General features: G+C 57.9%; 24 protein-coding genes and 1 pseudogene. 16 read left to right on the top strand and 9 right to left on the bottom strand.

Features of this window, described 5'->3' with window-relative positions; all coding sequences use genetic code 11:
• Positions 1-1,185 precede the first annotated feature (1,185 nt).
• Entirely contained in the window at positions 1,186-1,371 is a 186-nt protein-coding gene (locus BM438_RS30725) for a hypothetical protein (RefSeq protein ID WP_093642491.1), read from the top strand.
• Positions 1,372-1,441: 70 nt separating this feature from the next.
• Complete coding sequence (locus BM438_RS30720; protein ID WP_093642488.1) at positions 1,442-1,876, top strand: universal stress protein; 435 nt, start codon at positions 1,442-1,444, stop codon at positions 1,874-1,876.
• A 39-nt stretch (positions 1,877-1,915) separates the two neighbouring features.
• Here the strand turns inward: BM438_RS30720 and BM438_RS30715 are convergent, their stop codons facing one another.
• Together BM438_RS30715 and BM438_RS47075 are read right to left on the bottom strand one after the other, a co-directional pair.
• Positions 1,916-2,350, bottom strand: a complete 435-nt coding sequence (locus BM438_RS30715; protein WP_143131790.1) for a hypothetical protein — start codon at positions 2,348-2,350, stop codon at positions 1,916-1,918.
• Positions 2,351-2,868: 518 nt separating this feature from the next.
• A pseudogene (locus BM438_RS47075) lies at positions 2,869-3,201 on the bottom strand (DUF1840 domain-containing protein).
• A gap of 667 nt (positions 3,202-3,868) precedes the next feature.
• On the opposite strand from BM438_RS47075, the gene BM438_RS30700 reads away from it, so the two are divergent.
• Entirely contained in the window at positions 3,869-4,180 is a 312-nt protein-coding gene (locus BM438_RS30700) for a high-potential iron-sulfur protein (RefSeq protein WP_093642479.1), read from the top strand.
• Between the two features lie 177 nt (positions 4,181-4,357).
• On the opposite strand, the gene BM438_RS45020 is transcribed toward BM438_RS30700, so the two are convergent.
• Entirely contained in the window at positions 4,358-4,684 is a 327-nt protein-coding gene (locus tag BM438_RS45020) for a hypothetical protein (RefSeq protein ID WP_143131789.1), read from the bottom strand.
• A gap of 317 nt (positions 4,685-5,001) precedes the next feature.
• Between BM438_RS45020 and BM438_RS30690 the strand changes: the two genes are divergently transcribed.
• Entirely contained in the window at positions 5,002-5,286 is a 285-nt protein-coding gene (locus BM438_RS30690) for a hypothetical protein (protein ID WP_143131788.1), read from the top strand.
• A 738-nt stretch (positions 5,287-6,024) separates the two neighbouring features.
• On the opposite strand, the gene BM438_RS30685 is transcribed toward BM438_RS30690, so the two are convergent.
• On the bottom strand, positions 6,025-6,360 hold the full coding sequence (locus BM438_RS30685; protein ID WP_093642470.1) for an HdeA/HdeB family chaperone: 336 nt from the start codon (positions 6,358-6,360) through the stop codon (positions 6,025-6,027).
• Between the two features lie 663 nt (positions 6,361-7,023).
• On the opposite strand from BM438_RS30685, the gene BM438_RS30680 reads away from it, so the two are divergent.
• Together BM438_RS30680 and pal are read left to right on the top strand one after the other, a co-directional pair.
• Positions 7,024-7,404, top strand: coding sequence for a hypothetical protein (locus BM438_RS30680; protein WP_093642467.1), 381 nt, complete (start codon positions 7,024-7,026; stop codon positions 7,402-7,404).
• 321 nt (positions 7,405-7,725) lie between these two features.
• The gene (gene pal / locus BM438_RS30675) at positions 7,726-8,229 is read left to right on the top strand and encodes a peptidoglycan-associated lipoprotein Pal (protein ID WP_425270753.1); all 504 of its coding nucleotides are present in this window, start codon (positions 7,726-7,728) and stop codon (positions 8,227-8,229) included.
• Positions 8,230-8,326: 97 nt separating this feature from the next.
• Here pal and BM438_RS30670 read toward each other — a convergent pair whose 3' ends face one another.
• The 3 genes from BM438_RS30670 to BM438_RS30660 form a co-directional block, all read right to left on the bottom strand.
• A complete protein-coding gene (locus BM438_RS30670; protein WP_093642463.1) occupies positions 8,327-8,566 on the bottom strand; it encodes a hypothetical protein in 240 nt (79 codons plus the stop codon).
• A 35-nt stretch (positions 8,567-8,601) separates the two neighbouring features.
• Positions 8,602-10,467 carry a chloride channel protein gene (locus BM438_RS30665; protein ID WP_093642460.1) on the bottom strand — a complete coding sequence of 622 codons (1,866 nt, stop codon included), beginning with the start codon at positions 10,465-10,467 and terminating at the stop codon, positions 8,602-8,604.
• A gap of 162 nt (positions 10,468-10,629) precedes the next feature.
• The gene (locus BM438_RS30660; RefSeq protein WP_093642457.1) at positions 10,630-12,228 is read right to left on the bottom strand and encodes an APC family permease; all 1,599 of its coding nucleotides are present in this window, start codon (positions 12,226-12,228) and stop codon (positions 10,630-10,632) included.
• Between the two features lie 632 nt (positions 12,229-12,860).
• On the opposite strand from BM438_RS30660, the gene BM438_RS30655 reads away from it, so the two are divergent.
• Positions 12,861-14,123, top strand: a complete 1,263-nt coding sequence (locus BM438_RS30655; protein ID WP_093642454.1) for a trypsin-like peptidase domain-containing protein — start codon at positions 12,861-12,863, stop codon at positions 14,121-14,123.
• 54 nt (positions 14,124-14,177) lie between these two features.
• Positions 14,178-14,609: a peptidase associated/transthyretin-like domain-containing protein gene (locus BM438_RS30650; RefSeq protein ID WP_093642451.1), complete on the top strand. Its 432-nt coding sequence runs from the start codon at positions 14,178-14,180 to the stop codon at positions 14,607-14,609.
• 458 nt (positions 14,610-15,067) lie between these two features.
• Here BM438_RS30650 and BM438_RS30645 read toward each other — a convergent pair whose 3' ends face one another.
• Positions 15,068-15,493 (bottom strand): MarR family winged helix-turn-helix transcriptional regulator, encoded by a 426-nt coding sequence (locus BM438_RS30645; protein ID WP_093642448.1) that lies wholly within the window; start codon positions 15,491-15,493, stop codon positions 15,068-15,070.
• Positions 15,494-15,754: 261 nt separating this feature from the next.
• Here BM438_RS30645 and BM438_RS30640 point away from each other — a divergent pair, with 261 nt between their 5' ends.
• The 7 genes from BM438_RS30640 to BM438_RS30610 all read left to right on the top strand — a co-directional run bounded on the left by BM438_RS30640 (position 15,755) and on the right by BM438_RS30610 (position 22,109).
• Positions 15,755-16,066 carry a hypothetical protein gene (locus BM438_RS30640; protein ID WP_093642445.1) on the top strand — a complete coding sequence of 104 codons (312 nt, stop codon included), beginning with the start codon at positions 15,755-15,757 and terminating at the stop codon, positions 16,064-16,066.
• Positions 16,067-16,339: 273 nt separating this feature from the next.
• Positions 16,340-16,960 carry a ubiquinol-cytochrome c reductase iron-sulfur subunit gene (petA, locus tag BM438_RS30635; protein WP_093642442.1) on the top strand — a complete coding sequence of 207 codons (621 nt, stop codon included), beginning with the start codon at positions 16,340-16,342 and terminating at the stop codon, positions 16,958-16,960.
• Positions 16,961-17,350: 390 nt separating this feature from the next.
• A complete protein-coding gene (locus tag BM438_RS30630) occupies positions 17,351-18,607 on the top strand; it encodes an ABC transporter substrate-binding protein (protein WP_093642439.1) in 1,257 nt (418 codons plus the stop codon).
• Positions 18,608-18,776: 169 nt separating this feature from the next.
• On the top strand, positions 18,777-19,646 hold the full coding sequence (locus BM438_RS30625; RefSeq protein WP_093642436.1) for a branched-chain amino acid ABC transporter permease: 870 nt from the start codon (positions 18,777-18,779) through the stop codon (positions 19,644-19,646).
• A gap of 56 nt (positions 19,647-19,702) precedes the next feature.
• Positions 19,703-20,596, top strand: a complete 894-nt coding sequence (locus BM438_RS30620) for a branched-chain amino acid ABC transporter permease (RefSeq protein WP_093642560.1) — start codon at positions 19,703-19,705, stop codon at positions 20,594-20,596.
• A complete protein-coding gene (locus BM438_RS30615; protein ID WP_093642433.1) occupies positions 20,593-21,342 on the top strand; it encodes an ABC transporter ATP-binding protein in 750 nt (249 codons plus the stop codon). The genes BM438_RS30620 and BM438_RS30615 overlap by 4 nt, the downstream gene beginning before the upstream one ends.
• A complete protein-coding gene (locus BM438_RS30610; protein WP_093642430.1) occupies positions 21,339-22,109 on the top strand; it encodes an ABC transporter ATP-binding protein in 771 nt (256 codons plus the stop codon). Before BM438_RS30615 ends, BM438_RS30610 begins: the two co-directional genes overlap by 4 nt.
• 88 nt (positions 22,110-22,197) lie before the next feature.
• On the opposite strand, the gene BM438_RS30605 is transcribed toward BM438_RS30610, so the two are convergent.
• Complete coding sequence (locus tag BM438_RS30605) at positions 22,198-22,947, bottom strand: DUF4336 domain-containing protein (RefSeq protein WP_093642427.1); 750 nt, start codon at positions 22,945-22,947, stop codon at positions 22,198-22,200.
• A gap of 467 nt (positions 22,948-23,414) precedes the next feature.
• Here BM438_RS30605 and BM438_RS30600 point away from each other — a divergent pair, with 467 nt between their 5' ends.
• Positions 23,415-23,744, top strand: a complete 330-nt coding sequence (locus BM438_RS30600; protein WP_093642424.1) for a DUF1840 domain-containing protein — start codon at positions 23,415-23,417, stop codon at positions 23,742-23,744.
• The last annotated feature ends 2 nt before the right edge of the window (positions 23,745-23,746 follow it).

The raw sequence follows: 23,746 nt of genomic DNA, 5'->3' as shown, positions 1-23,746 counted from the left end.
GGGGCAGGTTCTTCCCTCGCTTAACCGCCTTGGGGTTCGTGGTTACAGTGCTAGTGACGCCCAGCCCTATATTGTTTAGGTACTTTTAAAGTTTAGCCCTTCGCGTTGACCGACGTGATCCACTGAAAAGACAACCAGATTGCATCATGCATCTGAACCGCCCCGCTCCCGCAATTCATGCCGAATCAGGCAAATCAGCCAGACGATCCGAATCATTGCCGTTGAGGAACGAGCGACATATCGTGACGAATGCGGGTTGCCCGGATAGCAGAGCGTGTAGACCGGAATAGAGACAGATCCGGGACGGGAAGGCGTAGTTTCGCCGATATGGCAGCGCAGAGATGCTCGGGATAAAGTTACATCGAACGAAAACCTTCTATTTCAGGGGATATAACCTCGCGCTGTAGACATCGGCCCCATCGACGGACAGTGACAAAATATCACTATGTGACATACGTTCCCTATTTACTTCAGTAGAGGCAGGTGCAACGCAGAATGACTTTCTAGCTGTTGCCACCAGGGTGGTGCTCGGACGTGGGAACAATTCCCGAAGGAGGCCTGCGGCTACCGTAACCAACATCCAGGATAAGACGAGCGCCGATCCTGCCTCATCAGGAAACGACGATGGGCGTCAATTTCCACTGGGTCTCTTCTTTTTCGGTCTGATCGTTCTTGGTGTGATCGCCATGAGCCTCTCGGCGCTGTTCGGAGCGAATCCCCCCGATCGTCGAACTGACTCGCGGCAAACCCGCGCATCTGATCAGCACAACGACTGATCCCGGACGTGTAGAAGATGCCGGTGTCTGTGATGGCAAGACACTTCCATCTTCTGCTATGGACAGCGGTCGGCCGCCGGGCACATTGGATGCAGGCGAATATTGAGCCCCCACGTTGCCCCAGGAAGTTGGGAGAGTTCAATGCGCACGCAATCATCCGTTCCTGAAGCACGCATGCCGTCCGGCGCCTTTGCGCCGATCCGTGACACGCAGGCCGTAGGAAAGTTTGACCATACATGTCATGATGTGACATATAATTGATTCAAATGCTCGCATCAGCACGGCAGAGGGCGTCGAAGGTGTAACCCATACGAGGAAATCTGAACACGCGAAAGCGGCCTCGTCGCATTGCAATCGACTTTTATCAGGATTTTGGCGACACAGTCTCACGTAACGCAAAGGAGGCGTAATGGTCATCAACAACGACTTTGAAATCAGCTACCTGCTGATTGCGTTTGCGCTCCTCGGCACTATCCTGGTTGGCGATCTGCTTAGCATGTTGCAGTTGCAAAAATGGCACCCCAAGCTGTTGGGTGCGGCAGTCGGCGCGTTACTGGGTTTCGTGCTGATCGAGGCCGTGCCTATGTTCACCTGAACAATTTCGTGGCGGACCGATTCAATCGCTCGAACGGACGATCCTGCGAAAGTTGGCAAAGGAATCCACCATGGCCCCGTTCAACCGGATCCTGCTCTGTTATGACGCCACACCGGAGGGTCGGATCGCGCTGCGCTGCGGTGCGGCTCTTGCGCAGCAGTTGCAAGCGGAAACCCATCTGCTCTCTATTTTCGACTGCACAGACTGGTCTAGCGGGTTCGACGTTCTGTCGTCGATGAAATTCGAGGTCGATGAACAGGTGGCACGGGAGACACTGCGCGAGGGTATTGACTGGCTGCGGGCATGGGGCGTAACCGCAACGGGACATTATTCGGTCGGAAGCGCGGTTGACCAGATTTCGCGCCTTGCGGAATCATTGAAAGTTGACCTGATCGTCATTGGACATCATCCGCATGGGCTTTTTGCGCGTTGGTGGACCGGAGAAAACCACGCATCGCTGCTCGACCGGGTATCTTGCGGTGTCCTGTTCAAGGTTGCCAACTGACAGTCTCGCATGGAGTCGAATCGGCATTCGAGCGACCTATCAACCGGTGACTATCATCGGACGGCAGTACAACACCGGGCTACATCGAAAATGTCTGTTTGACCCGAAACGCCGGGTTTTCCTTTGGTGCGGAAATGCCCCGAAAATAGCCACCGCGATGGCGAAGCGCAATATCGACACGACGTTCGCGGGCGTCTGTGCTACATAGCCGGACCGGTTTTGCATCCCGGACGCGAGACAGTCGTCATTGGGTAAAGGAATCCTGATCTGTTCGCGGGCGGCTAGAAGCTCTTCATTGAGCGTACAACCGTGGAGGCTAAGATGATCATAGATCTTCTCGTACAGATCGGGATTTCGGCTGCAGTGCTTGCGATGGTCGTTCTTTTCGTCATCGCCCAGGATCCCCAAAACCATACCCGTGAACGGGTTCTTCGATATGCGGCTGGCAAACACTGGTGGAACCGCACTCGTCACGGACCCTGACGCTGCTAGCGGCATCGGTCCGGCACGCCCCCTCCACCTTCCGCGGCCCTGACCACCGATGCAAGAGCGTCGGCGGGTCGGGCGACGCTTCCTTCAGGTTCCTCCTTCCATCGACGGGTTGTCTTACAGTACCGGCCAGAGAAAAATGACATGCTGATTTTCGCCAGTATGGCTTTGACTCGTGTCTCCCGTGTGCCATCGCCCGTTTTCGGGACAGCAGCCCTTCGGCCACCTCACCAGAATGAATGGTCCGCTCAGTAGCATATCGAGCGTCGTGTGACCGTACGCACCGACAACCGTCACCGGGATATCGGCGCGATAACAGGCGGCCACTGCGTTGGCTGGCGTCACCCTCCATGTCCCGACGGGCTCACTGCCATTCACGTTTTGACACGACCCCGACCCAACACGCTGCGGTCGGAGGCTAGAGTATCCGCCTGCCCGCGCTGATGCGCAGATGCCGCATGCAGCGAGAGCCGCTGCGACCACGCGCCATCTAATCCATCGTTTCATCTCGCGTCCCTCTGTAGCCATTGCCGGACCCGTCCGGCATGATGTTTGCTGGCTTCACGCATCATGTCGAGAAATGGCCAGGCCCGTTGCGAAAGTCCACTGCCAGATTCCGAACGCGTTCGCGAGCGTGTTGCAGCGATTCGAGCACGATCTCCGCCTCTTTTCGTCCGAAATCGCCACTTCGAGACGGCTGATTACGCGAGGCACCTCGTCATGGAGGATGACCCCGCGCGTATCAAACCGCTTTCCCACAAGACTGACCAGATACCGGGCGAGGTCCTGAGCATCACGATGTCGAGCGTCGCGGGCGATTGAAACCTGATCGGCATAGTGGCTCCTTGCTTCGATCAGTATTGCACCACCGCACGGGAAAGCCATTCGGACCCACCCCCCGGAGAATTCGCGCAACGCGTCATTCGCACTGCGACGCAACGCGGCACGGGCTATCATTATCATCTTCTGTGACGATGACAGGGTTTGCATTCGGAGCGGAGCACAACATCGCCATGGACGTACGCAGGCCGAGCAATTCATCCTTGCGATTTCACCTGGACCGATCCCGTGTAACCAGTCATGATACGGCTCGCTTTTATTTCTTATCACAATGTGATCAATATGTCCAATAGGGCTCGCTGCGAGCCCATTCAGGACGGCTGTCTTGAATTCATCATGAGATGACATAAACTGAAGGTAGTTTCTCGTTTGGCCGAACCTGGAGGTGGCGCCCCCGATACACAGTGGCGGATCATCGCGAGGAATCTCGGATCTGTTGCGACCCCCTTACCCGTTACATCGACGTCAGAGTACGGAATGCAGAATCGAAAACTGCGCGTTACTAGTGACGGCCTCTAACCCCGAATGAGACCATCGATTGGTCATGATACCCAACCGCAATAACGATACGCGGGATTACGTACCTTCAGAGACGGTGCAGGTTTTCAGCGGCGCGACGTGTCAGGTGGTAATGGGTCGTGAATCACGAGAAGTAGCGTTTTTATGCACATATCCCGTCGCTGTTTCATGATAACTGCTGCCTCACTGGCTTCAGCAACGCTCCTTTCCGACGAGTCGCGCGCTGACGCCACGGCGGTCTCCGAGACCGACCCAACCGCTGAGGCGCTAGGTTATAAAAGAGATGCGACGAGAGTGGACAAAGCGAAATATCCCAAATACGTCGCTGGCCAGGCGTGTGTCAATTGTCAGCTCTATCAGGGCAAGCCGGGCGCCTCGACTGGGCCGTGTCCAATCTACGGTGGCAAGCTGGTCGATTCAAGGGGATGGTGCAGCGCTTACGTGAAAAAAACCTGAGTCGGTTTTTTCGTCACAACAATATGTTCTGGGGGCGACATAGTCCATGAGGCCGCGGAAGCGCCGATTAAGCGCTTCAGGTGCCTACGGCGGGAACAGGTCGCCGGACATACCGTCCCGCGGAACATCAAGAATCACGGTATCACCCCATTCAACGAACCTCGTGTTGACGATATCTCAGTTCGCCTGCTTCACATGAAAGGGGCATGCCGATGCACCCGTGAACGGTTCATAACTGGTCTCATTGCGATGAAACAAAATGGAGGAGCCTGACCGTTCTGAACACGCCAGTACGCGCTGACAAGCGATGTCGATAAGTGTACCCACGGCTCCTCCGCAGGCAGCGCCGATGTCTTGTAAACCTGACAAATAATCGACTGTGTCGGCCGCCGAGATCAGGAAATTCGCGAGGAGACCAGACAGATCCGTCTCCTGATTTGCCATGCGCGCGGATGAGGAAACAATTCCGCAACTATCTGTCGAAGCAGTATGGAGATACTTCATATTATCCTGCGCGGCAAGCGCGCTAACAAAACGATATCGGGGGATCGACTATGCTGTTCGATTACAAGGGGTTTCACATCGACTGCCGGGCGCGAAGCGTTGATGACGGTGGAGGTTACATCGCGCGGGCCCGAATCACTCGCAGGCCCGGGAGCGACGAAGACCGGGTCGAAACGCATGAATCGGGTGACATTGGTCGGTTCGTTGAGGTAGCCGATGCGATTTCTTGCGCGAAGGCATGGGCTATTCACTGGTGCGACGGAATCTCGAATTGAACGGTGCACCTAAATTCCACGCCCATGGAGACGGAGACCGATATGGCTGAAGGAGAAGAGCAATTTGACGAGTACAACGGCTATACGATCCGTGTCCTCGCCGTTCCTGAGTACTCGCCCCACCCGCCGAACATACCGTTCGGCTATACCGGGTACATCGCCCGCCCAATGGCCGACGTTCGCTATGGGTCGTCACAGAGGGTGAGTTTTGTTCATCCTGTCGCCGACCTGCTGACCGCCGAAGCCGCGGAACAAGCTGGTTTCGCTGAGGGAAAATCGATAATAGACGGCACGCATCCCGAGGGAATTAACACGAACGGTTTGTAATCAGCCGTCGCAACTTTCATGCGGCTTTTTACTACGCCGGATAAGCCGGAACGAGGCGAGGAACCGCTAAAGTTCTTTGACTGATCGTTAATAAAAATGAACGTCAGGTTGCGGAGCAACTGGACAACACCTCACTACCCACGTCAATGGTAGCCGCAACCCGCATGCAGTGGAAACAGAACGTAAAGGTCGGGGCCTGCAAACCAATCGGGAGTTTACCTCCCAATGTACAAGGTGTGTGCCTCATCCGAGCGTCTCAAAGCAGGACGTTTCGGATCTCCGTTGTCGCACGTCAAGGACTACACCTGGAAGTTGTTTCGGCAGGAGGAGAAAACAGTCAGGCCCACCGCCACGAAGCGGTACGCGCCCGGCGCAGACCTGAGCCACTATTGGTCCCGAATATGTCACTCTCGGTGGCGTTGGGACGCAATCCTCGCAGGGAATGTCTGACAGACCAAGTACCGGTTGGTACAGAGCCACATCGGACGAAGTCGCTGGGCCTGGAATGAACCTGCCAGACCCGCAGCAGGCATCCCTTCCATGCGTATCCTTATCCCGAGTAGCCGACTGCCTGCCTGATCAGGGGTGCTGTTCAGGCCTGTAGCGTTCCGACAGCGCCTCATATCGAGGTCGCGCGAATATCCTGGACACACGGCTGCCAATCAGCGCGGGGATGGTCACGCGTTTGTGAGGTTTCGCAGCGCAAGCCGTGAACGCACAGTCACGTCTAAGAGTGGTCTAGCGGTGATCGCCATGCTCCAGAACATTGAGCCGCCCCGACCTGGTTAGTTGCCGGACCTTGCCCATGAAAGAGATCCTTGGGTCCTTCCTGCATTCGTCAACAACCAACCCAACCGGGTCTGCTGCATCGACCACGAGTACGTCATTCGTTTTCACGTTCATCCGGTCAACGCCGGCCGTCCAGTACAGCAACGCGGGCTTGTAATTGTCAGCCAGCGACAGGAAATCTTCACATTTCATTTTTTCCGGCTGCACTTTCAGCGCTGGTTGTGCGAACCCGATCTGTGACAGACCCAAGCCCACAACGAGCGTCCCAATCATGATCTTCTTCATCACACTCCCCCTTCATCGCACTGACCGGAGTCAGCGCAGTTCGACTGGGTGTGCGCAAGGTCGTCGGCCAATTGCGGAGATTAATTCCAACCTGTCCCGAAACGCCCTCGCGTTGATACCCGAGATAATCGCTCCCGGTGCGGTCCGTGAGAAATGCAGGTCGGTCCTATCGCCGACACGCCAGGCCGCCCGGCCCCAGAATAAAAAACGGATCCGGCTGAGGACACCGGATCCCGCAAAGTCGTCCCTATCCAAAGGACAAGGGACGCCTGGAGGTTCGCGTCAGTCAACCCGATGCGAAAGCCACGACCCACTGTAAGCAACCGTCCTTAAGCGAGACTTAATAAGGGGGTACGTCCTGGTGTTTGTTCGGGGTCGTGCTCATTGAAACGAATACTTCACATTCCTTTCGCTTCTGGCAATCCGGGACGTTCGCGGCGGACGTCTGGCTACGCCGAGAGCCCTTCTGTTGGTCGACAAATCCGGCGGGATTGCGCGGCGTTCATCCACCCCAAATCTTTCAATGACGGCGAACCTGCATGGCCAAGGTCATGTCGAAAATAAGGCACGTACGGATCGCGCAGGTCGAAGGCTATGCCCAGCAACCCTAACCTGTTTGGCAGGCAGTCAATGTCATAAGCCATTCGGGCACCCGGAGTCGTGATGAGACCCATCACTACGTTTGAAAAGTACCCCCCTTCCAGCATCGCGCCATGGTGCTGCGTGATCCTTTTAGTCGCTGCGCTCGCCATCATCGTGATCGACCTGATGGCAATTTTCCGGGGAATTGACGCTGATGCAGACGTGGTCGATCAAAACGGGCCGATACAGATAGGACTCTCCAGAACACCTGGATTCGAGTCGTCGAAAGGCACGCGCCGGAGCGCGTCTGACTCCGAGGAATTCGGGATGCGTAATGCGCTCAACGACGAACTGCTGAAAGATAGCGCCAACCAACCTGCTATCGACGACTGGCTCCTCACCGAACCTCAAATTCGACCAGGAGATACTGACGTGGCCGTTTGCAGCAGACGCACCTGTTAATTGACGTGTTACCACGTAGAGACTGCAGCATCGGTCGCTGCGGCAACTGCCATGATGAACCGAATGCGGCGTTCGAACGACAATCTAAGAGGCTCATGCTGGGAATCCCGAGATGCTGGAAACGAAGAATATCCGCCCATCGAAACACGTCGAGTAACAACCGCTGTCTCCATGACGTTTTTCAAAAGAAACTTGAAATCTGACCAGAGGCCTTCTATATCAATTGAACATTGCCGTGCCGAACGTCGCCACTCGCGCACGTTGGATCGCTTGCGGCATTTCCCAAGGGGACGGGGTTTCACCTCCGATCAGAGGAGACACATCATGACCAGAACTGGACTTTGTATCGCGGCACTGCTGGTGGAAATGCTTGGGGGATGTCATTCAGGGCCCAAGCTGAATCAGAGCGGCGCAGCCCAGAATAACGCGGCGACAAGCCAGCCAACCAGTGTGGCACCCGTGGTCGTCGACGAGCTCAACAATCCAAACGGACCACTCGCGAAGCGTAGCGTCTACTTCGATTTCGACAGCTATACGGTCAAGAGCGACTATCAACCGCTCCTTGACGCCCATGCGCGATACCTCAGAAGCCACCCCAACCGTCATGTGCTGATTCAGGGCAACACGGACGAACGCGGGACGAGTGAATACAACCTCGCGCTCGGCGAAAGGCGCTCACAGGCTGTGCTCCATGACCTTGAGACTCTTGGCGTACCCGACTCCCAGCTGGAAGCCGTTAGTTTCGGTAAAGAAAAACCAATTGCTCTGGGCCACGACGAGGCATCGTGGGCACAGAATCGGCGAGCGGACCTGGTCTATCGTTGAGGGTTCAACAGAGGAGATAGACCCTTATTTCCCGAACCTGCTCGTCAGAAAGGGGCGGCGAATGCTTCCGCCCTGCACACTTGTGTGCGGGATCGGTTCAGAGGCCGATGAAATAAGTCTGTACGTCCATCTCTTCAGCCCAGATCTGGACGTCGAGCATCTCGCCAAAATCGATAGCCACCCCGCGATAGACGCTGCAGAATCCCTGCGCCGTCCGGTAAACGATCACCCATTCAGGATCCGCCTCCCTCCTGGTGGACGAGCCTTTCAGGGCATCGAGGTGAAGCACTTTGCCGATGCGTTTGCAGGCAGCATCCAGCCCATGTCCCAGTCTCACTTGACGCTCCACTACCGGGGAGTGCGCCTGACGGCCTACCCCGGAAATATCGTGATGCTACTCGCCACAGCATCCGCAATGTGCTCTTTCGCAATCACGCCGAGCACGCGCGCCGGACCTCGTCCCTCATGTCGCCCCACGACAACTGCCATCACCGCACGCTGCTTGCGGAGCCGGGTGATTACACCAAACGCCACATCGTTCTCCTTCACGACAATAAAATTACGCTGCGCCAGTGCCCCAAGCGTAATCTCTGAGTCGCTCTGGCTGACCGCGCGGCGCAAGCCAGTGTTGATGCGCAGTACGCCGTAGATCTCATGCTGCTTCGTGACCACAACGTGCCGGAAGGCCGGTCCTTCCGAGTGAGGAAGCAGGTCGCGAAAAGGTACCTGCGCATCGAGCACGAAAACGTCTGTCTCCATCACCTGAGCCGCGCTCTGGACGAGAAACATGTTCGCGTGAAGCGCATTTGGAATCTGATGACCGCGCCGCACGAGCTTGAGCGTATAGATGCTTTCGGGCGACAATAACCGGCGCGCACCAAGACTGAACGCCACCGCGATGATCATCGGCAACACGATGTCATAGTCCCGCGTCATCTCAAAGATCATCGCGACAGCAGTCATCGCGGCGCCCGTGCCGCCCCCTACCATCGCGCCCATGCCGACCATCGCAAACGCCGGCGCGCTGACCGGAGCCCCAGGCAGTGTCATGGCAACCAATGACGAAAATGCCGCGCCGAGCGTCGCACCAATGAAGAGCGACGGCGAGAACACCCCGCCCGATGAGCCCGACCCGAGACTGACCGACGTTGCCAATGTCTTGCAAAACGCCAGCATCAGCAGGAATGCCCCACCCTGCAATTGACCATAGAGCGTGGCCTGAATAGTCGAATAGCCGACACCTTCGACGTAATAATGCCCCGCATAGCGAAACAGCAGATACATGGTCAACCCGACAATCAGCATCCCGACTGCGTGGCGCTGGTAACGCCCCGGTATCCGGTCGAACGCATCTTCGGCCCAATGCAGCGCACGGATCAGCAGGGCGGCTGCCGAACCCGCCACGACGCCGAGCAGCGCATACAGAATCAGCGTAAACGCACTGCCCGGCTGGTTTGGAATCGCACCCAGCTGCGCGGGGACAAAGAAGGCGGGCGCCGCGCCAAAGAAGAGCCGACCAATAAAGGTCGCGGTGCCGGTTGCGATCGCTACGGGTAAGAATGTGTTGACACTAATCTCCGGCATCATCAGTTCAGTAGCGAAGAGCACGCCACCAATCGGAGTGTTGAAGGTCGCCGCGATGCCTGCACCAGCCCCTGCGGCCACCAGTGTGATGCGTTGTCCGGCAGTCATCCGTACGAGCTGACCGAGGGTCGATCCGAGGGCCGAGCCGATCTGGATAATCGGCCCCTCGCGCCCCACTGCGGCACCGGAACCGATCGCCAGCGCCGATGCAATTGACTTCACAACCGCCACCACCGGCCGGATCACGCCGCGTTTGTAATAGATCGCATCCATGACCTCCGGTACACCGTGCCCCTTGGCTTCCGGCGCGAAGGTACTCACGATCCAGGTAACCGCGACACCTCCCACGACTGGCACGAGAATCACCCACACGCCCCACGGCGCCGCCGGCGTAAAGTGGCTGGCGTCGTACAGAAACGAAAAATGACCGAGAAAAAACGCGTTGTGCACAAATCCGATCAAACCCCGGAACACAACGGCCCCTAATCCCGTGACGATTCCCACGACGAATGCGAGAAAGCACAGCCAGTACAGCGCAATCGGGACCACGGAATCATCATCCAGGTGGGCGACCGCGCGCGGCTGGAGCGGAGCAACCTTTACATGGCGCGTCTGGTCTGCTGCCGTATCAGGCCGGTGCGAATCACCCGTCATTGTTTGTTTTCCTCTGAGGTGTTACTGGTCGGCTACTTCACCCTTCTTACTTCCCGACCAGTTTTTCCGGCTCAACCAGCTTCGAGGCGTCACCCGGGATCGCACCGTGCGTCGATCAACAACATGCGCCGGGCGCACCTCACATTTCAAATGTCTGCTTCCTCAACTTGTACCGTCCATGCGCTGCATCATCATGGCAGTTTCCGCATGTCCCAGCGCGCACCACATCGCGAGCAGCATGACAACCACGCTCCAGACCGACACCAGGAGGATGTCCCAGCCAAAGCCGATCACGTCGCGTCCGCCGCCAATGTCACCGAGCCACGACAGTACCCAGATGCCGCCAAACCACGGCAGCAGCCACGCGATCTGCCGCCAGCCGAACTGATCGGCCGGCTTGCGAGCGATGAGGTGGTAGTAGACAGCGTAGGCCACGAAACCGGTCGCGACCAGCGAAAAAAGGAACGAGTTGGTCCTGAACCCGGTCCAGAAGATCACGAGATTGCTGCAGATGAACGCCAGTGGCGCGATAATCGACGCGCCGGCCATGCGAAACGGCCGCTTCAGGTCAGGCAGGTTGCGGCGCAGCACAAGTAGCGCGATCGGGCCGAGCCCATAGGTGAGTACGGTCACCGACGTGATGTAGCTGACCATTTGTTGCCAGGCAGGAAATGGCAGCAGGAAGATCGCACCGACCACCCACATCACGAGGACCGCAACCCACGGCACCTTGTTGCCATTGAGCTTCGTCAGCACGCGCGGTCCCGCTTTCATCTCGCCCGCGGCAAAAAGGACACGCGAGCCACCGGTCACGTACATCAGGCCCGTGCCACCTGGCGACAGATACGCATCGATGTACAACAATGTCGCCATCCAGCCAAGCCCGAGCGTTGCCGCGAGGCCGGCGAACGGTCCCATCTCACCCTTGAAACTCAGGTTGGCCCAACCATGCGCGAGGTCGGCCGGAGCGAGCGCCCAGATAAAAGCCACCTGGAGCATGATGTAGAGCGCCGCCGCCAGCACTACCGAACCGATCACCGCGAGCGGAATGTTCCGGTGCGGATTGGCTGTCTCGCCGCCAAGGTCGATCGCCGTGCGAAAGCCCAGATAGCTGAACACGATCCCCGCCGCCGGGAGCGCCGTGAACATGCCAGACATCCTGTAAGTGCCAGGCGCCGCGCTCATCACGTCCCAGTGTGGGCTGGCTCCCATCAACCCGATGATCGTCAGCACGGGCACGAGAATTTTCCACCATGTGATGGTCGAATTGACGTTCAGCAGCCATCTGACAACCATCAGGTTCAACAGCGCCGTAACACCTAACAGTGCCGCACAGGTAATGAAGCCCGTCGTGGTCAGCAACCCTTCGTTGCCGGGCCGGATGAAGTACGGCAGGTAATTGTTGGCGTAGGTGACGATGGCTTCTGTTTCGACCGCCGGCACCGGCACATACGCCAGAAAGAGCAGCCAGCACCAGATGCGACCCAGACCCTCGCCGTGACTTGCGTGGCTCATGTGCACCAGCGCGCCACTGCGCGGAAACAGCGCGGCCAGCTCGGCAAAGCAAAGCGCGATCAGCATGATGATGATTGCGCCTAGCACCCAACTTCCAATGCTCAAAGGACCGGCGATTTTCGCAGCGCGATACGAACCGAATAGCCAACCCGACCCAACCATGCTGGTAGTACTGGCAAACAGGACGCCCACGATGCCCGCATCGCGACGCAATTTCCCCGATAGGGTTAGTGAGGTTGTGCTCATGACGAACTCCCGTGCGTTCACGCGCCAAAACGCCGTTCAGACTCTCCGGGCTACCTCACGTAGCATCGCCCTTACCCTCTCTGCGGATGCACGCGCGGCGTCCCTCCATGGCAGCTTTGACGGGGCCACAGACCAAAAAAATCCCACCAGCAGATTAGGGACAACGCGTAGATAAAGTACACCGTGATTATCGCCATTGACTGGGGGCGTGCGTGATTGCTCCTGTCGGCGAAAGATGTCCGGTACTCCGGCACACATGCACGCTGCACGGGTGCGACCAAACGGCGTCACTTTCTCCTGTCCATCCAATCGCTCATTTAAGACTCCTTTAAGTCTTCCAACCTATGTTGGATATGTCACATGGTGAAGTACCGGTCTGGCGCCCGGACGTACCGTTTGCGCGTCACGCCGGCAAGCTCTGCATTCACGGGAGATCTCATGCCATACGCACAGTGGATACCGATACTGGTGACAGCGTGCGCGATGACGGTCTCATCGGCCGGCTGTTCTGCCGGATTGTCCAGGCCGTCGCCGGCACCTGACTTCGCGCTCGCTTCGGTCCCCGCGAAGGCGCAGCCGCTCCCGCCTTCGTCAACAGGTTCTCAGCGCTCGTTCAGCAGAACGGGCCCGCTGTGGTCAATATCAGTTCAATCCCGAAAGAACAGATCGCCAATGCGCAGTCCTTGTGGCCGCCGGCAGCGAGTGAGCACGATCCCTTCCTGCAGTATTTCAGGCAATTCTCGCCCAATCCGCTCCCTGACGCGAACACTCCGCCGCGCAATGTCGGCTCGGGTTTCATCATACGGCCGGACGGCTATATCCTGACTGATGCCCGTCTCGTCGCCGACGCCAGCGAGGTCAAGGTCAAGCTGACTGACCGCCGTGAATTCAAGGCAACGGTTGTCGGCGTCGATCGGCCGAGTGGCATCGCACTGCTGAAGATTGATGCGAACGGCCTGCCAATAGTAACGATCGGCAAACCGTCCGACATGAAGTCCGGGCAATGGGTCGTCGCAATTGGCGCGCCATACGGGTTCCAGAATACGGCCACCGCCGGCATTGTCAGCAACACCGCGCGCCTTCTTCCGCAAGAGACGTACATTCCGCTGATCCAGACCGATATGACAGCCACCACGGGTGACGAAGGCGCTCCCCTCTTCAATCTGAATGGCGAGACAATCGGCATTACCCTGATCGCGCGACCGGCTGAGGGTGCGTTCGAGGGAATTTCTTTTGCCATTCCGATCGATGCGGCCATGCGGATCGAACAGCAATTGCTACTTCACGGGCGAGCAGAACACGGGCATCTTGGCGTGACGATTCAGGACGTCACCTGGCCGCTCGCGCAGTCTTTTGGTCTGAAAAAACCAGTCGGGGCACTCATCAGCTCGCTGGACCGTAGAGGTCCCGCGGCTCGATCCGGCCTGCGAAGTGGCGACATCATCCTGCAACTTAACGGCACCGACATCAACGACTCATCCCAACTACCAGTCGACGTGGCGGATCTGCGTCCGGGCACGTCTGTGCACCTTCAGTACTGGCGTGATCACGGCCCTCATGAAACCGTTGTCGTGCTCGGCGCGATGCGCGGCACCATGCTGGCTTCGGTCGGTTCTGGCGCCGCGACGCCGGGCAAGTTGGGCCTGATGGTGCGGCGCTTGACATCAGATGAACAACACCGTGCCGAGGTATCCAGCGGGGTCCGCGTCGAACAGAGTGCGGGACCGGCTGCTGTGGCTGGCATCCTCCCTGGCGATATTGTTCTGCAAGTCAACCATGAACCGGTGTCAGACCCGGCCCAGTTCCGCCAGAGAATAAGCGGCGCCCGGAATACGATTGCGTTGCTGGTGCTGCGCGACGGTCAGCAGATGTTTGTACCGCTCGATTTGGGGTGAGCGCGTCCGTGCCCGGACGCCTCATCAGTCTCAACGTATTCGATGGAGGTTGAGATGAAGTCAGGCTCGATCTTGCTACGCACATCAGTGGCCGCTCTGGCCGTCTGTGGCAGCCAGTTTGTACTGGCCGCCCCGCCAGGTCTGCCACCAGCGCACGAGCAGGGTGCCATTACCTACCTGTCCGGCGGCATCGGAAGCGACCAGTCTTCGGCGATCAAGAGCGTGATGAACAATTACCCGCTCTCACTCGAATTCGTTGGTCACACGAACGCCGGAAATGACTATCTGGCAGACGTGCCGGTGCAAATCTCCGATTCGCATGGCAAGGACCTGCTGAGCACGCAGTCGGACGGGCCTTTCATGCTCGTGTCGTTGCCGCATGGACGGTACAACGTGAGTGCCACCTACAACGGAAAGACCGAACATCGGCAAGTGAACGTTACCGACGAGATGCATGCTCACGAGATTTTCCTGTGGCCCATGTAGTCCACGTGACCATTTTTGTCACGCGGCAGTCATTGCGGGTAGAGACCCGTGCGAGCCATCCGCAGCCAACTGGGTGGTGAAAGCGCGGTCACATGTGCAACTACCATCCTCGCGACCATGACTGAACCCGAGATCACTCCATCGAACCAGTGGCGATCCGATCAGTGCGGTGGTCGCGCTGACCGGTGCCCAGGCACATCAGAACAGCCGTCCAGTGCGGTCGGGCCGTTACCCGCACAATCGGCCAAAGCGAGGAGACTGCTGGTTCTGGTGCTGACGTGGCCAGTCACGATCACGGTGCTGGCGGTCACGCTCGGAATCTTCGGCGTCGTTTTGAGACTGTTCTGATGCGATCCTCTGGTGGCCAGTGGGCGCACCAGAGGATCGCTGCCCTGTCCGCGGGCGGGCGCGGAGGGTGCCTTCGTTGCCTCATCCCGCGCCGGGGTACGCCAGAATGTTCATGCAGAGTCCGCGCTATTCCGGAATGCCCAGCCAAATGACTGGATCTCAGACTTGTGCAAGACCGCGAGCTTAGTGAGACAGCGCTCGCCCTTGGCAAGCAGGTGCACTTCCACCTGGCGACGGTCCTGTGCACTGGGCTTTCGTTTGACGAGCCCCACAGCCTCGCAACGGGACACGAGCGCAACGGTTCCGTGCGGCGACGCCTGCAGACGCTCGGCCAGTTCGCCGACAGTGGCCCAGTCCCGGTCAGGAAAGCCCTTCACATGTAGCAGCAGCATGTACTGCAGAGGCGTGATTCCCTCCGCATGGACGATCGTCTCGGAAAAATGCAGGAAGCGCCGCAACCGATAGCGGAACTCAGACAGTTCCTCAAGTTCCCGCTTGGTTAACCCGGCATCCTTTGAGCGATTTCTGGTGCCCATAGCCTGCGTTCCCTGGGAGTTACCTTCAGTATTGGAAGTATGTCACTTCATGACCTAATATAAATGGAGATCGTGCAGATCGCAACGAACTTTCCGGTGGGCGATTTACTGCATCGCAATACACGGGGACGGCTCCGCAGCGGCGCCTGACCGCTCCGGAACACAGGTTCCGGATGAGGCTTTGCACTCCGACACCGGACATGTCGGTTTTCACAGAGTCGAAAACGCCGTGTGGGACGGCCCCGGTACGGAGCAAAAGGGATGAAACACTGTCTGATCGCCTGGCTCACAATCCTGGCTACATCGATTGCAGGCAGTGCCGTGCACGCCTGTCCGGAAGACGGCGTCGACGTTGCGATGGTAAATCATCTGGATGCGGGCTCAACCATTCTGGCAAAAGGGTTGACAGTGCAACGCGGAGCGCTTGCCCATGTTACCTACGTGCCGTCATCGCCGACCCGCGTATGGTCCTTTTACCCTGCGCTCCCGAACGCCGACGGGCGCCGTGACGAACGACGTACACGTCTGCGTGGCGACAGCTTCGAATGGCCGCAACACGATGATGGCAAATAGCCACGGACGCGACCGAGAAACCGGCTGCGTTGTCATCCCTGGTCTACCCCTTTCCGGCATCACGCGAATTCGCACTCTTGCTCAATACCTTCAATACGCCGTGCGGTGTCGATCCGGTCGTTTGCATGAACACAGCTCCCCCACACGTCTCCCTGCCGCGTCCTCCCGCTAGGTCCCACGACCAGACTTCAGGGCCATTCCCGTGATAGCAAAGAACCCGTTCGCAGATTCGGACTCAAACAAACAAGGGCGCGCGAATGCATGGAGTACGAGATGGCGCAAATTGCACAGGATCGCATGGACGACGGTCGCCGCAGGTGGTTGATAGCGACATCGGTTGCTGGAAGCATTGCAGGCGTTGCCACCCTTGTACCGTTTATTGATTCATTCGCTCCGTCCGAAAAGGCCAGGGCGGCTGGTGCACCGGTTACAGCGGACATCGGCAAACTGGAGCCGGGCGGCATGATGACCGTCGCATGGCGCGGCGTTCCGGTGTTTGTAGTCAATAGGACAACGGAGATGCTGGCTGAGGTGGTAGAGGCGAATGCGATGGTTGCTGATCCCGACACGAAGCGACCGTTTTCGATGCCGCTACCGGCTTACTGCAGGAACGAATACCGGTCGCGGGCAGATCGCAAGGGCATTCTCATCGTGGTGGGTGTCTGCACCCACCTTGGCTGTACGCCCAGACCGCGGTTTCAGGCCGGTCCGCAGGCCAATCTCCCGGACAACTGGCCAGGAGGGTTCCTGTGCCCCTGTCACGGCTCCACCTACGATCTTGCAGGCCGTGTATTCAAAGACAAACCGGCACCGCAGAACCTGGATGTGCCGCGCTATATGTTTGATTCGCCCACGAGCGTACTGATTGGGAAGGATGAGCACGGAGAGGCATAACTGAGCATCACATCCAGCAGAAATGTGCAGCAAGCTTGCCTCGATGTCTGCCATGAAAGGCGTCTCCGTAGGGCTGCAATATGGAGCACGGGCGATGTCGTGCATAGTGTCCGGCCTTCGGCAGAGGCCCCTGCGCGCTTCACGCCCGCGTGAACGATTTCCGGGAATGTTCGCGTCTTATTTTGATATTAACGCAGAAGGCCAAACTTCGCGGCGAACAATCACCAATCAGCTACGAACATGGCTGTACTAATCAATAAATTAAATGTCACATTGTGAACAATGGACCCGACGAGCGGCGATCGTGGCCCTGACTCAACAGCGCCCCAACCTCTGATAGAAGAGGCGAACGGGAACGGCCGCGGTTAACGCCAGAAAAGGGAACATAAAATGATCAATCGCTCAGTTAGCGGCAACCGGCAGCGCAGGATCGTGCTCAAGGCGGCGGCTGCGGTCGGCATCATGCAAGTTGCGGCGCCTTTCGTGATCAGGGCGCGCGGAGATGAACCGGTCAAATTCGGACTCGACGATCCGCTCACGGGAACCTATGCAGAGCTAGGCAAGAACGAGCAGATCGGCTGCGAGCTCGCGATAGAAGAGATCAATTCGAAGGGTGGGATTCTGGGTCGGCCTGCGCAACTGCTTGTGGAGGATTCCACCAGTGCCGATACCGGCACTGCGGTGCAGAAAGCCCGCAAGCTGATCGAACGCGACAAGGTGAATTTCTTGCTTGGCAACGTCAATTCTGCGATGGCACTTGCAACCGGCCAGGTATCGAACGAACTCAAGACGCTGCATATCGTAACAGGCGGACATACCGATGCCGTAACCGGGACAAACTGCCACTGGAATGTCTTTCGGGTATGCAACACGACACGGATGGAAACCAATTCCGTCTCCAAAGTGCTCTTCGACAAGTACGGAAAGAGATGGTTTTTCATCACGCCGGACTACGCGTTCGGGCATACGCTGCAGCAGGGGTTCGAAGCCAGCCTGAAGAAATTTGGCGGCACTGAAGCCGGTGCTGCACTCGCGCCTCTTGGCACCACCGATTATTCCTCATATCTCATCAAGGCCCAGGCCGCCAATCCGGATGTCATTCTGTTTCTAACGGCGGGCCAGGACGCGGTCAATTCCCTGAAGCAGGCGGTGCAGTTCGGTCTCGACAAGCATTTCCATATCGCGGGCGCGCAGCAGGAACTGGAGGTGCTCGAAGGATTACCGCCTGCAGCCCGCACCGGCACATGGGTGTTCGAATGGTACTGGAATCAGCCCAACGTGCCTCATGTGGCGGATTTCGTCGCGGCGGTCAAGAAAAAAGCTGGCCGGGTGCCGACCGCGCGCCACTGGTTCGGATACGTTTCAGTGTGGACGGTCGCGCTTGTCGCGAATCAGGAAAAAACCCTGGATGCCGTGCGGCTTGCAAAAGCACTGGAAGGCTTCAAATTGCCGCCCGAAGTCGGCTTGATGCCAGATACCCCCTTCTACCGCGCCGGGGATCACCAGTTAATGCCCGACCTGTTTGTCGGACATGCTGTCGCCAACCCACCCACGCCGGACGATCTTTTCCATGTCGACGCAATAGTCAAAGGTATCAATGCAGCGCTACCGGTCTCCGAGAAGGGTTGTCATCTGAAGTGGACATGAGTATGGCGCGTGGGCTTAAACAGCTGGGACGTCGAGGCCGGACCGGGAGTTCAGGAAAACACGCACTCAGCCAAAAGGGACGGCATGCAATGAAGGAAGGACCGAACGACAACATGCGGCTCCCAGGGCCTTGCCGTGTGAGCCGCCCGGAGATGCTCCCGGCGGAAGCATGACACAACTCATCCTGTTTAACGTTTTCAACGGGATCATTATCGGCGCGTTCTACGCGCTGATGGCGCTCGGTCTGTCCCTGATCCTCAACCTGAGCGGTGTCATCAATTTCGCTCATGGCGGGTTTCTCGCGATCGGCGCCTATCTGGCATATACGCTGATTCCGTACACCGGATTCTGGGCCGCCCTCGTGATCGCGCCACTGCTAACCGCAATATTCGGTCTTCTGATCGAGCGCGTGCTGATCAGGCGGCTCTATGGGCGCGACCCGCTATACAGCCTGCTCCTCACGTTCGGACTGGCTTTCATGCTGCAGGACGGTACGCGCTATATCTGGGGGCCGCAAACGCTGCCCTACCAGATACCTGCCCTGCTCAATGCGCCACTTAGCAACACATTCTTTTTCCTCACAGGTTACCGGCTGTTCATGGTGGTCCTGGTCGTTGTAGTCGTAGGCGGCCTCTTCATGATTCTCAATCGAACCCGTCTCGGTATGCGTATCCGGGCCGGCACCACCGATCTGGAAATGGTATCGGCGCTGGGTGTCAATGTGCGAATGCTGCGCAGTCTGAATTTTGGCCTCGGGATTTTTCTGGCGGGACTCGCCGGCGTGCTCGCGGCCGGCATGCTTGGCCTTGAGCCAACCATCGGCGACTCACTCATCATGCCCAGTTTCGTTGCCATCATTGTGGGCGGTCTCGGCAGTCTGCCCGGCACGCTACTCGGGGGCGTCCTCATCGGTGTCGCGTCGGGCGTAACCTCTGTCTTCTTCCCGTCAGCAACCGAGGCTGTGATCTACGTGATGATGGGTCTGGTGCTGCTGATACGGCCGCGCGGGCTTTTGGGCGAAGAAGGGAGAACACAGTGAGCGACGTGCAATATCAATGGGCCCGCACCCTCGTCATCTGGGTGGCGCTGCTCGCCATGCCTTTCTGGATCAACTGGATCGGCGGATATACCGCCTTGGGGACCCGGCTCCTCGTGATGGCGCTGGCAGCCATGTCACTCAATTTCCTGCTCGGCTTCACGGGTGTCCTATCGTTCGGCCACGCGGCTTATTTCGGGCTTGGAGCCTATGGCGCGGGGATGACGATCCGGTACCTCGTCCCCAGCACGCCAATCGGGATCCTGGTTGGAATCGCCGTGGGCACGCTCGCGGCGGCCATCATTGGCGCCCTGATCGTCAGGCTTCGAGGGGTGTACTTCGCGATGGCCACGATCGCGTTCGGGCAGGTGTTCTATTTCATCGCGTTCAGATGGAATTCGGTCACGGGCGGCGACGATGGCCTATCAGGCTGGCACCGCATGCCGATCAATCTCGGATTCTGGACCGTCGATATCCTCAGTAACGGGATCGTATTCTATTACTTCGTTCTGTTTTGCTTCGCGCTCTCCGTGGCCATCATGGCCGGGATACTACGTTCACCCTTCGGCCGCACGCTGCTCGCCATCCGCGAAAATGAGCGGCGCGCACGCTTCCTCGGTATACCGATAGAAAAACATATCTGGCTGTCGTTCGTCATCTCCTGTTTTTTCGTCAGCCTGGCAGGAACACTCTATGCTCTACTGAACAACTTCGCCGACCCCCACGGCCTGCGCTGGGACCAGTCGGGCGAATTCGTCATCATGTCGGTCCTGGGGGGGATGCGCTCATTATGGGGGCCGCTGATCGGCGCGGCCATCTTTGTCGTGGTGCAGGATTACATCTCCAGCCGGACAGAAAACTGGATGTCGTTTATCGGCCTGCTGTTCGTTCTGGTTGTCCTGTTCTTTCCGCGCGGCGTGCTCGGCATCATACGGAAAAAGGCGAACCCATGACCTTACTGGCGGTCGAATGCGTCTCGCGTCACTTTGGCAACCTGCGGGCGCTCAACGATGTATCGATGAACGTGCAGACAGGCGAACTGAGAGCTGTCATCGGACCCAACGGCGCAGGAAAAACAACTTTCTTCAATTTGATCAGTGGATTCTTTCACCCCACGGCGGGACGTATCCTGTTCGACGGAAATGATATCACCCGCGCCCCTCCCGATCGGCGAGTGGCGTTGGGTATGGCGCGCACTTTCCAGATCACTGAAGTATTTCCGGAGCTCTCGGTCCACGACAACGTGCGTATTCCCGTCGAAATCCAGTCTGGCTACCGACTGAGTCCGTGGCTCTCCCGTGCTGCCGCGGTGAAGATGCATGACCGGGTTGACGAACTGATCACGATGGGTGGACTTGGCGCAAAGGCAAACCGCCTCGTAGGAGAACTATCGCTGGGTGACCAGCGCACCACAGAGATCATCATGTCGCTTGCACTCAGACCGCGACTGTTGTTGCTTGACGAGCCGACCGCGGGAATGGGCGACCAGGAAACCTACGACATTACAGAACTGATACATAACTTGCACAAGGATCAGGCACTCGCAATGGTGCTAATAGAGCATGACATGCGGGTCGTTTTCCAGCTGGCCCAACGCATTATGGTGCTTGCCGAAGGACGGGTGCTCGCGGAAGGGACGCCTGTCGAGATTGCCGCGAATGGGGAAGTTCAGGCGGCCTACCTGGGAAAAGCAGTATGAACGTGCTGGACGCTGAAGGTCTGCAGACGTACTACGGAAAGAGCCACATCCTGCATGCGGTGTCGCTGCGGGTACGCGAGGGGGAGATCGTCGCTCTCCTCGGCCGCAATGGTGCTGGCAAGACAACGACGCTGCGTAGTCTGATGGGATTGACACGACCTCGGGAAGGTTCCGTTCGCATCTTCGATCACGCCACGTCCGCATGGCCACCCTACCGAATTGCCGAACTGGGTGTTGGATATGTGCCGGAAGGCCGACGCATCTTTCCAGGACTGACCGTTGAAGAGAACCTCCTGGTGCCGCTCGGCCGCCATGGATCCTGGACTATCGAACGGGTCTACACCCTGTTTCCCCGTTTAAAGGAGCGTCGTTCCAGCAAGGGTAGGCAACTCTCCGGAGGCGAGCAGGAGATGGTCGCGATCGCGCGGGCCTTGATGCTCAATCCCAAACTTCTGTTGCTTGACGAACCGTCTCAAGGGCTCGCGCCGCTTATTGTCCGGGAGGTCTTCGAAGTCATCGCCGGAATGCGCCGTGAAGGTATGTCCGTGCTTCTCGTCGAGCAGAACGTGAGGGCGGCCGTCGACATCGCCGATACCGCGTGTGTTCTCGATGACGGGCGCGTCGTCTTCACAGGTCCGGCTAGCGACTTCGGGAGCGATGAAGCAAGGGTGCGCGCGCTAGCGGGTGCAAGCGTCGAGAATTGGGATGTACCGGACGCGGGCAACGCGAGTCGCGACGGGTTGAGCAAGCGTAGCCCTCCTCCGTAGACGGCCGACGTTTCAGAAGCAAAATATCAATGGATAGACGACTGCTAGCAATTCGTGTCCCCCCGGCCTCGCAATCCGGGAAGAAAACCTAGTCCAGTAACCAGCGGAATGAGCGCCGTAACTCGTTCACCCCGTCTTTCTCATACCAGCGGCCATGCGAAAGAATGACTCTCTCAGGGTTCCACCGAATCATCTTCTCGATCGCCGCCCTGAGCTCCTGCCGTCGCCCTATGAATGTCAACCGCATATCACGCGGCATCTGCCCGTCCGGATCCTGCACACTCCCAAGGCGCGTCAACGTACGCATCGCGAATGATTTAAGCTTCCGTGGCTCGAAATTCTCGATGAGATCGGTCAGAATCAGTGTTCGACTCGAGTAGTGGAAAAACTCAACTTCGGTCATATAGCTGCCGGCAACCGGAAGTGTCGCCAGTTCTGTATCCCATTCGTAATTGCGGCTACCGTCCAACGGCAGGCCGTGAAATCTGATGTGATCGCTCGCCTGTTCGTTGATACCCGGCGCCAGATAAACAAACGCCTCCGGGAACGCAGCTCGCCACTCCGGTATTGACCAATAGTGAAGGCGGTTTGGTCCGACAATCCATCGCGGTTCGCCGATGCGCTCGATCTCGGTCCTGAGTTCGACTGTCAGGCGTGTCGGTGAATGAATGAAGAGACGCGAACCTGCCAGACGGATGACGGTCATTCTGGTAGGAAACGGCATCTTTGGCCAGGGCATGCCAAACCGGATAATCGGACCGTCGACGATCCAGAGATTCTCCGCGATACGCTTGAGCGTGTTCAACGGCGGATAGGTCGAATGCGAAGCGTCAATCATTTTTTATAGGGAACCGCAATCTTTCGACGGATATATGGTGACATACCGCCGCATCTTGACAGAAAGCCAAGCTCGCCCGCATCAGGCACACAGCGGGCGATGAAGGTTCATCTTGAATCTATCACTATGTGACATAAAATATAGATGGGCCTTCTTATGACTGGACCTGGACCAGGGACACCTGAGGCGCACGCCACAATGAATCAGGAAGACTGCGTGCGTCCGTCGAAACACCAAGTTCCGCCCCCGACACACGGTAGCCAGCCATCCGGAAGGCCCTCAGTAATACGTCACCGGCGCCATGTAGCCGTCGCGCAAGCGATATCCGGGACGACCGCAAACGGTCTACAGCGACCGCGTGCATTTGATGGCCTTCCGTCCAGCTTTCGTGGGCACACTTTGGTATGGCGCAAGAGTGAATTTCGTGCACATCGAAGCGCTGCGGACCACAAACAGGAGGTTACATCATGCTGGTCACTTTTCAATCACCTGCCGCACCGGACGTCGTCATGCTCAGGAACCTCGCTGAATACCTGCTGACCCTCATCGGCAAGCATGTCGGTGCACGCGGCGTAATTCAGCATGACGAATTGCCTCACGCAATCGCTCGCCTTGAAGCAGCGATTACTGAAGAAGCTCATGCGGAAACCGCGCTCGAATCACTGTACCATTCGCCGAATGGGCGCAACTATGACGCGGACGACTATCGCGGTGGACTTGCGCGGCGGGCATGGCCGCTGCTTGATATGATGCGCGAGGCACTGCGGCAGAATGCGGATATTATCTGGGGTCTATAGCC

The organism is Paraburkholderia aspalathi, from assembly GCF_900116445.1.
GTDB lineage: Bacteria > Pseudomonadota > Gammaproteobacteria > Burkholderiales > Burkholderiaceae > Paraburkholderia > Paraburkholderia aspalathi.
This window is presented reverse-complemented; position numbering and strand designations above follow the sequence as displayed.